This is a genomic window from Histophilus somni (assembly GCF_014202395.1).
Lineage (GTDB): Bacteria > Pseudomonadota > Gammaproteobacteria > Enterobacterales > Pasteurellaceae > Histophilus > Histophilus somni.
Genome location: NZ_JACHGQ010000010.1, coordinates 51,756 through 67,485 on the forward strand (window position 1 = coordinate 51,756; position 15,730 = coordinate 67,485).

Here is a 15,730-nt window from a genome sequence, read left to right on the forward strand (position 1 = left end):
AGTTTGTGTTATTACAAACTTGCAACAAATACTAGAATTGGCAATTACAATTCCTCATTTGTATTTTGCCTTTTCTATTTATTTAGAGGAAAGTAGTGTAAGGTTATTTGTTTTTTCAAAGCCAATTTTTCTAGCTCATCTTTGTCATCGAGCGAGCCAATCATATAAAGCTCTGTATTTTTACCTACCTTTTCAGATTTATTTAAAGCAGCAATGACAACGGCTTTATTAACCATAGAGTTCTTACCTGCAATACCAATATTAATATTATCTATATTAATTAATTGAGATAGTTTATCTACTTGATTACTCCCGATAGTTTTTACCATTCCGATATATGTTAAGTCTGATACTAAATCTCCAGTAGAGGGAACATTAAAAATAACGGACTTTTTCTCTTCAGTTGAATTAAGCATCTTACTACCAATCTCAGTTAAAGAGATTGTATTGCTGCAAGCGACGATAAGAAATGAAGAAATAATAAAAATAAACTTTTTCATAATAGTCTCTCTATGTAATTAAATATAAATGATTTCTATAAAAGAAAATAACACTTTAAAGAAACTTACCTGCATTCCTATCCAAAATCCACTCCGTTATCCCATTTTTCGCCTGAATTTTAGCCGCAGGGTAAGGCAAATTTTCCGGAAGTGCGGTCTGAATTTCTTTTAAAATTTCCGCTTTGGCTTCACCGGTCACTAAATAAGTAATGCGTTTTGCCTGTTCAATTAGTTTTGCAGTTTTTGAAATACGAATTTGCCCAGTTTCAGGGTGTTTGGCGATAACCGCAACATTTTGATCATCAAAATCCGTTTGGTGTGGGAAAAGTGAGGCAGTATGACCATCGTTACCCATTCCTAAAATAATCCAGTCAAATTCAAGGTTTGGCACGCAAGCGGTTAATTCTTGTGAGAATCTTGCGAGTTCTTGCTCTACATTCTCTTCGCCACGAATACGATGAATATTCTCAGTTGGAATGCTAATGTGGTCGAACAGTAATTTTTTCACTTCACCGTAGTTACTTTCAGGATTATTCGGTTCAACCATACGATCATCTCCCCACCAAAAATGTAAATTTTCCCACCGCACTTCGCTTTTAAACGGCTCTTGAGCAAGGGTTTTAAATAACAATTTAGGCGTTGAACCTCCTGAAAGGGAAATATGCACCGGACGATTTTGTCTGCTATATTGCACAAATTCTTGAGCGATTTGTTCGACTGCTTGTTGAGCCGTATCAAAAATTTTTTTGTTCATTTGTACTCCTTATGGCAAGAGTTATTACGTTTAATTACTATTTATTTGATTTAGACTTTTTTCTTCATCATTCCGCTAGGTTTACGCCATACTCTCCCCGTTTTAGCAATTAATTTATCTGCTTCTGTCGGTCCCCACGTTCCAGCTTCATATTCGTAAACACGCCCTTGATCTTTTTTATAATTCAAGATGGGTTGTACAAATTTCCAGCAGGCATGTACTGCATCTGTCCGTGCAAAAAGTGTCGCATCGCCTTTTATGGCATCTAATAATAAACGATCATAGGCACTTAGTAGGCTTGGTGTTGCTAAATCAGCATAGCGGAAATCCATTGACACTTCTTTTGCTTCAAAGCCAGCACCCGGTTTTTTCAAGCCGAAACGCATTGAAATCCCTTCATCAGGCTGAATTCGGATAATTAATTTATTTTCCGGTGCATTTTGACTGAAGACTGGATGGGGGGTTGTTTTAAAGTGTATGACAATTTCCGTAACACGAGTGGGTAGCCGTTTACCGCTACGCACATAGAATGGCACACCAGCCCAACGCCAGTTATCAATTTCGCAACGTAAAGCAATGTAGGTTTCTGTATTGGAGTCTGCTGGAACGCCTTTTTCTTGTAAATAACCATTCACCACTTCACCATCTATAGTTGAAGATGTGTATTGACCTAAAACAAGATTGTTTTTTATATCGTCTTCGCTGAGCGGGTGTAAGCAATGTAACACTTTTGCTACTTCGTCACGCATAGAATCAGCATTAATAATAGCAGGGGGCTCCATTGCTACCATGGCTAAAACTTGTAATAAGTGGTTTTGGAACATATCACGCATTGCACCAGAATCATTATAGTATCCGCCACGTTCTTCAACACCGATTTCTTCAGCACCTGTAATTTCTACATAGTCAATAAAGTTGCGGTTCCATAGCGGTTCAAATAAGCCGTTGGAAAAACGTAATACGAGAAGGTTTTGAACAGTTTCTTTACCCAAATAATGGTCAATACGATAAATTTGATGTTCTTCAAAAAAACGATGAATTTGCACATCAAGTTCTTTTGCTGTTTTTATGTCATAACCAAAAGGTTTTTCTACAATAAGACGTTTCCAACCGCATTCTTCCGTATTTAGTCCGTGTGTGGCAAGGCATTCAGGAATCACACCGTAAAGGCTTGGCGGTGTGGACATATAATAAAGAGTATTGCCTCCGGTCTGATATGTATCATGTAGCTCATCTAAACGAGGAACAAGTTTTCCATAATCAGAAGCATTCGAGGTATCAATCGCCTGATAATAAAGATGAGAACAAAATTTTTCCAAATGTTCTTCTGTTATATCTTCTGTTTTTCTCAACGCATTACGCATTTTTTCACGAAATTCTTCATCGCTTAAGTCAGTTCGGGAAACACCTAACACAGAGAAATTTTCTGTCAAACGTCCTATTTTGTATAAATTATAAAGTGCGGGGATTAATTTTCGGTGAGTTAAATCTCCCGAAGCTCCAAAAATAACAATACAATTATTTTCTGCATTTACGTTCATATTTTATCTAAGTCCGATATTAAAAGAAGTGAATAATATTCTGAAATCAGCTAAATTTCCAATAGTTCTCATTAATTAAATTGAAAGATTTTTTTCCAATCGGCAAATATGTCCGATACCATAATAAAATCAGGATTTATTAAACTCGGTCGTTTGTTATAAGTTAGGGCGTTGAATTGGGTATCACGGATTCCTCCGCCTATTTCGGATAAAATGGCTTCCGCAGCAGCTGTGTCCCATTCACCGGTTTGTCCCAGTCGAATATAGCAATCTGCACTTCCTTCTGCAACCAGTGCGGTTTTTAAACCGCTAGAACCATAAGTAATAAATTCGTATTGATAATTCGGGTTCAAAACTGACCGCACTTTTTGTGCTGCACTTTTTGAACCTACCGCAATTTTTACTCTGTGGTTTAAGTCAATCTCTCTGGCTGACAAGGTTTGTAGATAATGTTCAGTTTGCTTATAAGCACCATGACCTTGCAGAGCATAATAAGTTTGTTTTAATACGGGAGCATGAATAATACCTAATATGCTCCTATTTTGATGAACCAATGCAATGAGAACAGCGAATTGATCTGTTCGATTGATAAATTGTTGAGTGCCATCTAGGGGATCAATCAACCAATAAGTACTCCATTGTCGACGATGTGAAAAAGGAATTTGACAGTTTTCTTCCGATAAAACAGGGATATGTGGTGTAAGTGCGGTTAATTTTTCGATGAGAAATTGGTTGACAAATAAATCTGCGTTTGTGACGGGCGTATTATCCGATTTTGTTTTGATCTGAAACTCAATCGTTCCGTCATAAAAACGATTGAGATGCGTCCCTGCTTGATAAGCAATTTGTAAAACCTTTTCCAGTAATACCCGACTTTTCAATTCATTCATAATCTTCCCTTTTACAAATGTCTTTAATCGCCCTATCATACCCCTGATGTTAACTGAATGAAAAGACAAATATGGCAAAACAGCATTTACCCAAAGAAAAAGATGATAGCATTCGGCTCGATAAATGGTTATGGGCAGCTCGCTTTTATAAGACACGTACTATTGCAAAAGAAATGATTGACGGTGGAAAGGTGCATTATAATAACCAACGTACTAAACCAAATAAAACGGTGGAAATTGGTGCAATACTCAAATTGCGTCAAGGTAGTGAAGAAAAAGAAGTAGAAGTGCTAGCCCTATCTGCACAACGTCGTGGTGCACCGGAAGCACAATTGTTGTATCGTGAAACCGCTAGGAGTGTTGAACAGCGAGAGAAAATGGCAATCGCACGTAAGAATAATGCACTTTCTATGCCACACCCAGATCGCCGTCCAAATAAAAAAGAGCGGAGAGATTTATTGAAGTTTAAGTATCAGGAATAGCATTCAATTTATAAAGACGATAGATATTGAAAATTTGAATAAACAGGAAAAATATATGATATATCAAACAGATAATGACAAACTTTACCGTTACCTATTTAAAGATCGTGCCGTACGAGGTGAGTGGGTACGTTTGAATAAGACTTTCACCGATACACTTAACTCACATGAATATCCTCGTATTGTACGGAATTTATTAGGTGAAATGATGGTCGCTACCAATTTATTGACAGCAACTTTAAAATTCAAAGGCAATATTACCATACAAATTCAAGGTAACGGTCCGTTAAAATTATTGTTAGTTAACGGCAGTGATAGTCAACAAATCCGTGCATTGGCTCGTTTACAAGATGATGTGTATGATGATATGACCTTATCAGAGTTAGTCGGCAATGGTATATTAGTAATTACTATAGCCCCAACAAATGGGGAGCGTTATCAAGGAGTGATTGCATTAGATAAACCAACCATTGCAGAGTGCTTAGAGGATTATTTCATTCGTTCGGAACAGCTACAAACACAATTATTGATTCGTTCCGGTGAATATGAGGGAAAACCTGTTGCTGCTGGATTATTATTACAAATCATGCCTGATGGTACCGGTTCACAAGAGGATTTTGAACATCTTGCGACATTAGCTGCAACAGTAAAAAATGAAGAATTATTTGGACTAACTGCAGAAGAACTATTGTACCGCTTATACCATGAAGAAACTGTGGAGATTTATCCACCAAGTGCGGTGGAATTTCATTGTGGTTGTTCTTTAGAGCGTTCTGGATCTGCATTACTTTTGATTTCCGATGATGAAATTGAAAATATTTTAACAGAACATGGCGGTAGTATTGATATGCAATGCGAATGTTGTGGTACACATTATTTCTTTGATAAAAAAACTATTGAGAAACTTAAAGCATAGATCTTCACCCAATCTAAATGGAATCTTTCGTTATTTTTGCAGGATAGAATTGCTTAATTCTTGACAATATCACTTTGTGTGATTAGAATTCGGCGTCTATCTTTGTATAGATAGATTATTAAATATACATTTTTGTAAAAACTATTGGAGTTTTATTAATGGCAACTATCAACCAACTAGTACGCAAACCGCGTGTGAAAAAGGTTGTAAAAAGCAACGTTCCTGCGTTAGAGTCATGTCCGCAGAAACGTGGCGTGTGTACTCGTGTGTACACAACTACACCTAGAAAACCGAACTCAGCATTACGTAAAGTATGTCGTATTCGTTTAACTAACGGTTTTGAAGTAACTTCTTATATCGGTGGTGAAGGTCATAACCTTCAAGAACACAGCGTAGTGTTAATCCGTGGTGGTCGTGTGAAAGACTTACCGGGGGTGCGTTACCACACAGTACGCGGTGCATTGGATTGTGCTGGCGTTAAAGATCGTAAACAAAGTCGTTCTAAATACGGCGTTAAACGTCCTAAAGCTTAATGGTTCTCCGTTAAGTAAGGCCAAACGCTAATTAACAAATTAATTACCATAAACTCCAGTAAAAGTAAGATGTCATTTCTTACATAAAGAGTTTTGGATAATCCTGAAGATAAAAAACGGAGAAATTACAATGCCACGTCGTCGTCGTATTGAACCTCGCAAGATTCTTCCTGATCCGAAGTTCGGCTCAGAATTACTTGCGAAATTTATTAATGTTTTAATGGTAGATGGTAAAAAATCCATCGCTGAATCTATCGTTTATGGTGCATTAGAAACGTTATCTCAACGTACAGGTAAAGAAGCATTAGAGGCTTTTGAAATTGCATTGGAAAACGTACGTCCAACAGTTGAGGTTAAATCTCGCCGTGTTGGTGGTTCTACATACCAAGTGCCGGTTGAAGTTCGTCCAACTCGCCGTAACGCATTAGGTATGCGTTGGATCGTTGAAGCTGCACGTAAGCGCGGTGATAAATCTATGGCTTTGCGTTTAGCTAATGAGTTATCAGATGCTTCTGAGAACAAAGGTGCGGCAGTGAAAAAACGTGAAGATGTCCACCGTATGGCTGAGGCTAATAAAGCATTTGCACATTACCGTTGGTAGTAGTAGCAAAGTGTTTTTTAGGCTTCATCACATTACTATGCGGTGGAGCCTTGTTCATATTTTAAATTTATTCCAAACAAGGAAATAATAATGGCTCGTACAACCCCTATTTCACTTTACCGTAATATCGGTATCAGTGCGCATATTGATGCGGGTAAAACAACTACCACTGAGCGTATTTTGTTCTATACAGGTGTAAGTCACAAAATTGGTGAAGTACATGATGGTGCTGCAACCATGGACTGGATGGAACAAGAACAAGAGCGTGGTATTACTATTACTTCTGCGGCTACAACGGCATTTTGGTCGGGTATGTCGCAACAATTTCCACAACATCGTATTAATGTAATTGATACTCCGGGACACGTAGACTTTACTATCGAGGTAGAACGTTCAATGCGTGTTCTTGATGGAGCGGTAATGGTTTACTGTGCGGTTGGTGGTGTTCAACCTCAATCAGAAACAGTATGGCGTCAAGCTAATAAATATAAAGTACCGCGTATCGCTTTCGTAAATAAAATGGACCGTACCGGTGCTAATTTCTTACGTGTTGTTGAGCAAATCAAAACACGTTTAGGTGGCAATGCTGTTCCTCTACAATTGCCTATTGGTGCAGAAGATAATTTCAAAGGTGTTGTTGATCTAATTAAAATGAAAGCGATCAACTGGAATGAAGCAGACCAAGGGATGACTTTTACCTATGAAGATATTCCTGCAGAGATGCTTGCTGAATGTGAAAAATGGCGTGCAAACTTAGTTGAAGCCGCTGCCGAATCTTCTGATGAGTTGATGGATAAATTCTTTTCAGGTGATGAGTTAACTGAAGAAGAAATTAAAAAAGGTTTACGTTTACGTGCATTAAAAACTGAAATTATCCTTGTAACTTGTGGATCAGCATTCAAAAATAAAGGTGTTCAAGCGATGCTTGATGCTGTAATTGATTATTTACCGGCACCAACAGATATTGAAGCCATTAAAGGTATTAATCCAGATGAAACAGAAGGTGAGCGTCATGCCAGTGATGATGAACCGTTTGCAGCTTTGGCATTTAAAATCGCTACTGACCCATTCGTTGGTAATTTAACATTCTTCCGTGTATATTCCGGTGTTGTTGAATCGGGTGCAACTGTATTGAATTCTGTAAAAGACAAACGTGAGCGTTTCGGTCGTATCGTGCAAATGCATGCGAATAAACGTGAAGAAATTAAAGAAGTACGTGCAGGAGACATCGCAGCCGCAATCGGTCTGAAAGATGTAGGTACCGGTGATACTTTATGTGCAATGGATGCACCAATTATCCTCGAGCGTATGGAATTCCCGGAACCGGTTATTTCTGTTGCTGTTGAACCAAAAACAAAAGCTGACCAGGAAAAAATGGGTCTTGCATTAGGGCGTCTTGCTCAAGAAGATCCGTCTTTCCGTGTACACACTGATGAAGAGTCAGGTGAAACTATTATTTCAGGTATGGGTGAGTTACACTTGGATATTATCGTTGACCGTATGCGTCGTGAATTCAAGGTCGAAGCAAATATCGGTAAACCACAAGTATCTTATCGTGAAACTATCCGCACTCGTGTAAACGATGTTGAAGGAAAACACGCAAAACAATCTGGTGGTCGTGGTCAATATGGTCATGTAGTTATTGATTTATACCCTCTAGAACCTGAAGGTCCTGGATATGAATTTGTTAACGAAATTAAAGGTGGGGTAATTCCTGGTGAATATATTCCAGCTGTTGACAAAGGTATCCAAGAACAACTTAAATCCGGTCCATTAGCTGGATATCCTGTAGTTGATTTAGGTGTTCGTTTACATTTCGGTTCATACCATGATGTTGACTCATCTGAACTGGCGTTTAAGCTTGCTGCTTCTCTAGCATTTAAAGCGGCATTTAATAAAGCAAATCCAGTGTTACTTGAGCCAATCATGAAAGTGGAAGTTGAAACTCCACCTGATTATGTTGGTGATGTAATTGGTGACTTAAGTCGTCGTCGTGCTATGGTAAGCGGTCAAGAAGCAAACGAATTTGTTGTGAAAATCAATGCTGAAGTTCCATTAGCAGAGATGTTTGGTTATGCAACGGATCTACGTTCACAAACTCAAGGTCGTGCATCATATTCAATGGAACCGTTAAAATATGCTGAAGCACCGAAAAACGTGGCAGATGCAGTAATTGAAGCACGTAAAAAATAATTTTATTTAATCAACAAAACTCCCCAAATTTGCACCGCACTTTTGGGGACTCAATAAAAGGAAACTGAAAAGTGTCTAAAGAAAAATTTGAACGTACAAAACCGCACGTAAACGTGGGTACAATCGGCCACGTTGACCACGGTAAAACAACTTTAACAGCAGCGATCACGACTGTATTATCCAAACACTTTGGTGGTGCGGCACGTGCATTTGACCAAATTGATAACGCACCGGAAGAGAAAGCACGTGGTATCACTATCAACACTTCACACGTTGAATATGATACAGCGACACGTCACTACGCACACGTTGACTGTCCGGGACACGCTGACTATGTAAAAAATATGATTACAGGTGCGGCACAAATGGACGGAGCTATTTTAGTGGTAGCGGCAACAGACGGTCCAATGCCACAAACTCGTGAGCACATCTTATTAGGTCGTCAGGTAGGTGTACCGTACATCATCGTATTCTTAAACAAATGCGACATGGTAGATGACGAAGAATTATTGGAATTAGTTGAGATGGAAGTACGTGAATTACTTTCTCAATACGACTTCCCGGGCGATGACACACCAATTGTACGTGGTTCAGCATTACAAGCATTAAATGGAGTTGCTGAGTGGGAAGAAAAAATTCTTGAATTAGCGTCTCACTTAGACAACTATATTCCGGAGCCTGAGCGTGCGATTGACCAACCGTTCTTATTACCGATTGAAGATGTTTTCTCAATTTCAGGACGTGGTACAGTAGTAACCGGACGTGTAGAGCGTGGTATTATCCGTACTGGTGAAGAAGTTGAAATTGTCGGTATTAAAGAGACAACAAAAACCACGGTAACGGGTGTAGAAATGTTCCGTAAATTATTAGACGAAGGTCGTGCGGGAGAAAACATTGGAGCATTATTACGTGGAACAAAACGTGAAGAAATTGAACGTGGTCAAGTATTAGCGAAACCGGGTTCAATTACACCGCATACAGACTTTGAATCGGAAGTGTATGTGTTGTCAAAAGAAGAAGGTGGACGTCATACGCCATTCTTCAAAGGTTACCGTCCACAATTCTATTTCCGTACTACTGACGTAACAGGTACAATTGAATTACCGGAAGGTGTTGAAATGGTCATGCCTGGCGATAACATCAAAATGACAGTAAGCTTAATTCACCCGATTGCGATGGACCAAGGGTTACGTTTTGCGATTCGTGAAGGTGGACGTACTGTAGGTGCGGGTGTTGTTGCTAAGATTATTAAGTAAAACACCATTAAATGAACAAAAACAATTCTAAAATTTATAAGGAATTGTAGTTGGAGCATCAAAAAGTGAGCAGATTTATGCTCACTTTTTCATTTATAACGTTGTTTAGCCTTAATTTTGGTCGTATTTTTGAAGATCATTACTACTGCAATCTGCATTAAAAGTCTCTGACCCAGTTAACTTCTTGTATTTATTATAAGGATTTAACTAGGTTTTGATCACTAATTTTGTTCTTAAGTCTGAATTCCCCTTAGTTTTTTATTTATTACTATCTATTAGCCGACTTCTAATGACAATTTTAGAAATGATCTTGTTTCTATCACTTATTTCTCGAACTGCTAAACTGATTGCCTGATAAGCAATTTCATATAAATTATGACCAATACAAGGAACATGAATACCTTAGTAAGGTTTTTTGAGATCTCCATAGATTTTTATGTTTTCCTTTATTGATTAAATAATCCCCTGTTCCTCTAATTTTGAGAGGAAAAATGGCATCTGAACTCGCCACCAAGGCCAGTCATGATCCACATCATGACCCCAGTAATCAAACCAACCTTCTATTCCTTTACTGCGAAATGCTTCTTCTAAACGTTTTGTATCCGCTATATGTTGTTCTTCCCAAGCACCTTGCCCAACAGCCACAATATAATGATTTTGGCGATAACGTTCTAAGAACCAGTTATCATGTTGATTCCATAAATAATCAATTGGCGAGTTAAAATAAACGGTAGAATCACCATGATATTCATGAGTAAAGAAACGTGCGTCGTAAACACCGCTCAATGCAATTGCAACATCAAATAAATCCGGATGACGCAAAGCAAAGTTAATTGTATGGAATGCCCCCATACTACAACCTGTCGCAATCATTGCTCCGTCCCATTTTGATTCATGACGGATTAGTGGAACAAGTTCATTTAAAATATAGCGATCATAAGCATTGTGTGCCTGTGCCATATCATGTCCGGATTTCCATTCTGCCAGCCAAGATTCATTATCGAAAGAGTCGGGTGTATAAAATTTAATTAAGCCACGCTCAATAAAAGAACGACAAGCTTCAATCATACCAAAGTTACCATATTCATTTTGATTTCCACCGGATGAAGGAAATACAATCACAGGCTTACCCGCATGACCATACACATTAAAGTGCATTTCACGTCCCAATTCACCGCTCCAATGGCTACGTCTTTCAAAGTGCATTTATTTTTTTCCTAAAAGTTACAGTAGACAGGGAAATCCTGTCTATAAATTAAAACAAAGTTATGCTTTTTGTTGTGCAAATTGTGCAATTTCATGCATCTGATCTAAAGTTTCTGTGCGAGCTAAAATGCCATGTTCCCCCATAATTTTGGCAAAAACGCCGGGTACAGTTTGCACACTAATAATATTAGTAGAATATTTTTGTTGCACATCTTCAATGGCGTTTACATAATTCTTATTTGCTTTACGTGAGATATATACCACATTCCATGGGTGTGTAATATTTGTGTAGAATTTATTTTCTTTCACAATATTGGCGTATTCTCTGAATACATCAAAATCATTTGCATAATTCCACATATCAATAGTCAAGCCACCGGGTGGGCGACAATTGATTTCTAACGGCATCAAATCACCTGTTTTTTTCACACGGAAAAACTCAAAATGGAAGAAACGCTCACGAACGTTGAAAGCATCAACACATTTTTGTCCTAATTTAATTAAGTCGGTTGAAATTTCTCGAGGAACGTAATAGAACATATCGTTATCATTTTCTACGGTATCCAATACGCACTCGGAATATTCAAGACCGGAATAGAACACAATATTGCCCTCTTTATCGGTTAAACCATCAAAGGTAATAATGTCCCCATCAATAAATTCTTCCATGATGTATTCAACGTGTGCATTTTTATAAGAAAAAAAGTCCTCTAATTCTTGTACCGACTTAATTTTATAAGTATCGCTTGCACCCACTCCTGAATTTGGCTTAATAATCACAGGAAACTTCAATTTTTTAGCTAACTTACGTGCTTCATCATCAGAGTTAAATACTTTTCCCTGAGCAACTTTCAGACCTGCTTGACGAAAAATTTCTTTCATTTGTGCTTTGGTTTTGATTGCCAACATATCATCGTTCTTATACCCGGGAACATTAAAATCTGTACGTAATTTTGCATCAAGCTCAAGCCAGTATTCATTATGAGATTCAATACGATCAATTCGACCATACTTATGTGCAAAATAACCAACAGCACGATAGACTTGCTCGTAGTCTTCCATATTATCAACACGATAATATTCCGTTAAGGAATTACGCAAGTTTTCACTTAACTGTTCATAAGGTGTGTCTGCAATACCTAATGTATTAAAACCACACTCCTTTAAACGAACGGCAAAAGTTTCAAAGTTTGCAGGAAAATGTGGAGAAATCATCACAAAATTTAATGGTTTTGACATAATAGCTCCTAAAATAAAAAACGAAATCGCTCGGATTATGACATAAATATCATTTATCTGTATATATTCTTTCCAGATATTGTTTAAATTTTGAAAAAATTGTACGCATAAAATAACATTATTGTTATTTTTTTGTTATGCTTAGAACGCTCTAATACCATAAAGAGCAAATTCATTCCAATTAACCAATTCATATCTATACAGGAACATGCCTATGTCAGCAAAAATTACTTATACATTAACTGATGAAGCACCAATGTTGGCGACTTATTCTTTTCTTCCAATTGTGCAAGCATTTACTGCTGTCGCAAATATTGATGTAGAAACCAAAGATATTTCTCTTGCAGGGCGAATTTTAGCCAATTTATCTGCTTACCTTAGTGAGGAACAGAAAATTCCTGATGCCCTTGCTGAATTGGGTGAATTGGCGACTAAACCGGAAGCTAATATTATTAAATTACCGAATATCTCAGCTTCTATTCCTCAACTTAACGCCGCCATTAAAGAACTTCAACAACAAGGATTTGCTGTTCCTGACTATCCAACAGAACCACAGACGGAAGAAGAAAAAAAAATAAAAGCGGCTTACACAAAAGTATTAGGTTCAGCGGTAAATCCCGTTTTACGTGAGGGAAATTCTGATCGACGTGCACCAAAAGCAGTGAAAAATTATGCACAGAAAAATCCGCACTCAATGGGCGATTGGTCTGCACAATCAAAAACCCAGGTTGTCAGTATGCAACAAGGGGATTTTTATGGTACGGAAAAATCCGTAACGGTAAAAAGTGCGGGACAATTTCAAATAGAATTTGTGGCTGCAAACGGTGAAAAGAAAGTGCTGAAAAAATTTGCACCGTTAAAAGCTGGTGAAGTAATAGATGCCTCAGTGATGAGTTTACAAGCGTTAAAAGATTTTGTAGCACAAGCAAAAGCTCAATCTAAAGCGGAGGGTACGTTATTTTCAACACATCTTAAAGCAACAATGATGAAAGTATCAGATCCTATTATTTTCGGTGTTATTGTTTCTGTTTATTTTGCCGATGTTTTTGCACAATATGCTGATGTGTTTACTCAACTTAGCATCAACCCGAACAATGGGTTGGGTGAGCTTTATAGCAAAATCGCCGGCCATGCCAAGGAAAATGAAATCAAAGCGGCAATTGAAAAAGCAATGGAGCAAGGACCGGATATTGCTATGGTGAATTCAGATAAAGGGATTACTAACTTGCATGTTCCATCTGATGTTATTGTTGATGCTTCTATGCCGGCGATGATCCGTAACTCGGGCAAAATGTGGAACAGTCAAGGAAAATTACAAGATACCTTAGCACTCATTCCGGATCGTTGTTATGCAGGGATTTATAGTGCGGTCATTGAAGACTGCAAAAATAACGGTGCCTTTAATCCGACTACAATGGGTTCCGTACCTAATGTAGGATTAATGGCACAAAAAGCGGAAGAATACGGCTCACATGACAAAACTTTCCAAGCTGAAGAGCAAGGGGTAATTCAAGTGGTGGGCGAAGACGGTGAAATTTATTTGGTACAAAATGTGGAGAAAGGCGATATTTTCCGTATGTGTCAAACGAAAGATGCACCAATTAAGGATTGGATTAAACTTGCAGTTAATCGAGCAAGAGTTACCAATACGCCGGTTGTTTTTTGGTTAGATGAAAATCGTGCCCATGATCGTGAAATTATCAAAAAAGTGCGGTCTTATTTAGCTGAATTTGATACAACAAATTTAGACATCAAAATATTATCTCCGATTGAGGCTTGCAAATTTTCATTAAATCGTATTCGTCAAGGCTTGGATACTATTTCCGCTACCGGTAATGTGTTGCGAGATTATCTTACAGATTTATTCCCAATCTTAGAATTAGGTACTTCTGCCAAAATGCTTTCAATTGTACCATTGATGAATGGTGGGGGGTTATTTGAAACTGGTGCCGGCGGTTCTGCACCAAAACATATTGAGCAGTTTATTGCAGAAGGTTATTTACGTTGGGATTCGCTAGGAGAGTTTTTAGCACTACAAGCTTCGTTGGAACACCTCGCTCAAACGCAAAATAACGCTCAAGCACAAATTTTGGCAGAAACATTAGATCAGGCAAATGCAATTTTCTTAGATAAGAATAAATCTCCGGGACGTAAATTGGGGACGATTGATAACAGAGGATCGCATTTTTATTTGGCAATGTATTGGGCTCAAGCCTTAGCAGTGCAAAACAAAGATGAACAACTTAACAGGAAGTTTGAGTCAATTGCACAAGCCTTGCAAGAAAATGAGCAGCAAATTAATCAAGAGCTACTTGCTGCACAAGGGACGCCGCAAAATATTCAAGGTTATTATCACCCTGATTCCAAGGCTACAGCACAAGCCATGCGTCCTTCAGCAACATTGAATAATATTTTGGCAAAAATCTAATCAGCATAAGGGCAGCTAATGGCTTGCCCTTATTTATTTTTATCTAAAACATGGATCTTCAACGCAAAAAATTAAACAACACTAACTTGATAAAATCGCTTGTAAAAAGTGCGGTACTGAAACGTAGGCAAAAAAGGGGACTTAACTTTGCACAAACTAAAGTGATTTTATTCAACAAGCCTTTTGATGTTCTCTGTCAGTTCACAGATGAACAAGGGCGGGCAACATTAAAAGATTTTATAAAAATACCGCACATTTATCCCGTAGGACGTTTAGATCGAGATAGCGAGGGTCTTTTATTGTTAACCAATAATGGCGAGCTACAGCACCGACTGACGAATCCAAAATTTAAAATGGAAAAAACCTACTGGGTACAAATAGAAGGCATTCCAGTGGAAACCGATCTTGCACAGCTGAGAAAAGGCATCGAATTGAATGATGGATTGACCAAACCGGCAAAAGTGCGGTTGATTTCTGAACCGAATATTTGGCAACGACATCCACCGATTCGTGAGCGTAAAACTGTTCCTACCAGCTGGCTGGAAATTAAAATTAGCGAAGGGCGTAACCGTCAAGTACGACGTATGACTGCCCATATCGGTTTTCCCACATTGCGTTTAATTCGTTATGAAACAGCGGGGCTAACGCTCACCAATTTAGCCAATGGACAATTTCGTGAGCTTACGTTAACCGAATTACAAAATTTATATCAACAAGTTAAAAAGAGTATCTAATATGTATAAACCAAATATTACAATGGCTTGTGTTGTGCACTGCAAAGGCAAATTTTTATTTGTCGAAGAATTTGAATACGGCAAAATGACGCTTAATCAACCAGCCGGGCATCTAGAAAAAAATGAAACTATTTTACAGGGTGCACAAAGAGAATTATTTGAAGAAACCGGTATTCGAGCAGAGATGCAAAACTTATTAAAGATTTACCAATGGCATGCACCTCGTTCTAAAACTGATTATTTACGTTTTGTTTTTTCTGTTGAGTTAACAGATTGGGTTGAGATAACACCTTCTGATCCGGATATTTCCGGAGGGCTTTGGTTGAGCTTGGAGGAGTTTCACCATTATATTCAGCAAGATGGACAAGCGGCTCGCAATCCTTTGGTATTACAAGCCGTGGAAGATTATTTATCCGGAAAAACCTATCCTCTTGATATTCTTGATGTTTATCAATAA

Annotated in this window: 15 protein-coding genes; 9 read left to right on the forward strand and 6 right to left on the reverse strand. The window is 38.1% G+C overall.

Annotated elements, in window-relative coordinates; translation table 11 throughout:
- Nucleotides 1-74: 74 nt before the first annotated feature.
- The 4 genes from HNR69_RS07495 to cysQ all read right to left on the reverse strand — a co-directional run bounded on the left by HNR69_RS07495 (nt 75) and on the right by cysQ (nt 3,685).
- Nucleotides 75-500, reverse strand: a complete 426-nt coding sequence (locus HNR69_RS07495; RefSeq protein WP_075294298.1) for a hypothetical protein — start codon at nt 498-500, stop codon at nt 75-77.
- A 55-nt stretch (nt 501-555) separates the two neighbouring features.
- Nucleotides 556-1,254, reverse strand: coding sequence for a 6-phosphogluconolactonase (pgl, locus tag HNR69_RS07500; RefSeq protein WP_075294299.1), 699 nt, complete (start codon nt 1,252-1,254; stop codon nt 556-558).
- 50 nt (nt 1,255-1,304) lie between these two features.
- Complete coding sequence (zwf, locus tag HNR69_RS07505) at nt 1,305-2,795, reverse strand: glucose-6-phosphate dehydrogenase (protein ID WP_011609796.1); 1,491 nt, start codon at nt 2,793-2,795, stop codon at nt 1,305-1,307.
- Between the two features lie 71 nt (nt 2,796-2,866).
- The gene (gene cysQ, locus HNR69_RS07510) at nt 2,867-3,685 is read right to left on the reverse strand and encodes a 3'(2'),5'-bisphosphate nucleotidase CysQ (RefSeq protein ID WP_075294300.1); all 819 of its coding nucleotides are present in this window, start codon (nt 3,683-3,685) and stop codon (nt 2,867-2,869) included.
- A 71-nt stretch (nt 3,686-3,756) separates the two neighbouring features.
- Between cysQ and hslR the strand changes: the two genes are divergently transcribed.
- The 6 genes from hslR to tuf all read left to right on the forward strand — a co-directional run bounded on the left by hslR (nt 3,757) and on the right by tuf (nt 9,666).
- A complete protein-coding gene (gene hslR / locus HNR69_RS07515; protein WP_011609794.1) occupies nt 3,757-4,167 on the forward strand; it encodes a ribosome-associated heat shock protein Hsp15 in 411 nt (136 codons plus the stop codon).
- Nucleotides 4,168-4,222: 55 nt separating this feature from the next.
- On the forward strand, nt 4,223-5,083 hold the full coding sequence (gene hslO / locus HNR69_RS07520) for an Hsp33 family molecular chaperone HslO (protein ID WP_075294301.1): 861 nt from the start codon (nt 4,223-4,225) through the stop codon (nt 5,081-5,083).
- Between the two features lie 158 nt (nt 5,084-5,241).
- Nucleotides 5,242-5,616 carry a 30S ribosomal protein S12 gene (gene rpsL / locus HNR69_RS07525; RefSeq protein WP_183405662.1) on the forward strand — a complete coding sequence of 125 codons (375 nt, stop codon included), beginning with the start codon at nt 5,242-5,244 and terminating at the stop codon, nt 5,614-5,616.
- Nucleotides 5,617-5,746: 130 nt separating this feature from the next.
- Nucleotides 5,747-6,217, forward strand: coding sequence for a 30S ribosomal protein S7 (gene rpsG / locus HNR69_RS07530; RefSeq protein WP_011609791.1), 471 nt, complete (start codon nt 5,747-5,749; stop codon nt 6,215-6,217).
- 90 nt (nt 6,218-6,307) lie between these two features.
- Entirely contained in the window at nt 6,308-8,410 is a 2,103-nt protein-coding gene (gene fusA / locus HNR69_RS07535) for an elongation factor G (protein ID WP_011609790.1), read from the forward strand.
- Between the two features lie 71 nt (nt 8,411-8,481).
- Nucleotides 8,482-9,666: an elongation factor Tu gene (gene tuf / locus HNR69_RS07540; RefSeq protein WP_011608348.1), complete on the forward strand. Its 1,185-nt coding sequence runs from the start codon at nt 8,482-8,484 to the stop codon at nt 9,664-9,666.
- Between the two features lie 453 nt (nt 9,667-10,119).
- Here tuf and HNR69_RS07545 read toward each other — a convergent pair whose 3' ends face one another.
- Together HNR69_RS07545 and HNR69_RS07550 are read right to left on the reverse strand one after the other, a co-directional pair.
- Nucleotides 10,120-10,872, reverse strand: coding sequence for an esterase family protein (locus tag HNR69_RS07545; protein WP_011609789.1), 753 nt, complete (start codon nt 10,870-10,872; stop codon nt 10,120-10,122).
- Nucleotides 10,873-10,932: 60 nt separating this feature from the next.
- Complete coding sequence (locus HNR69_RS07550; protein ID WP_011609788.1) at nt 10,933-12,111, reverse strand: ATP-grasp domain-containing protein; 1,179 nt, start codon at nt 12,109-12,111, stop codon at nt 10,933-10,935.
- Between the two features lie 214 nt (nt 12,112-12,325).
- Between HNR69_RS07550 and HNR69_RS07555 the strand changes: the two genes are divergently transcribed.
- The 3 genes from HNR69_RS07555 to HNR69_RS07565 all read left to right on the forward strand — a co-directional run bounded on the left by HNR69_RS07555 (nt 12,326) and on the right by HNR69_RS07565 (nt 15,730).
- Nucleotides 12,326-14,539 carry an NADP-dependent isocitrate dehydrogenase gene (locus HNR69_RS07555; protein ID WP_081376593.1) on the forward strand — a complete coding sequence of 738 codons (2,214 nt, stop codon included), beginning with the start codon at nt 12,326-12,328 and terminating at the stop codon, nt 14,537-14,539.
- 86 nt (nt 14,540-14,625) lie between these two features.
- Nucleotides 14,626-15,273 carry a pseudouridine synthase gene (locus HNR69_RS07560; protein WP_232451449.1) on the forward strand — a complete coding sequence of 216 codons (648 nt, stop codon included), beginning with the start codon at nt 14,626-14,628 and terminating at the stop codon, nt 15,271-15,273.
- A gap of 1 nt (nt 15,274) precedes the next feature.
- The gene (locus HNR69_RS07565; protein ID WP_011609785.1) at nt 15,275-15,730 is read left to right on the forward strand and encodes an NUDIX hydrolase; all 456 of its coding nucleotides are present in this window, start codon (nt 15,275-15,277) and stop codon (nt 15,728-15,730) included.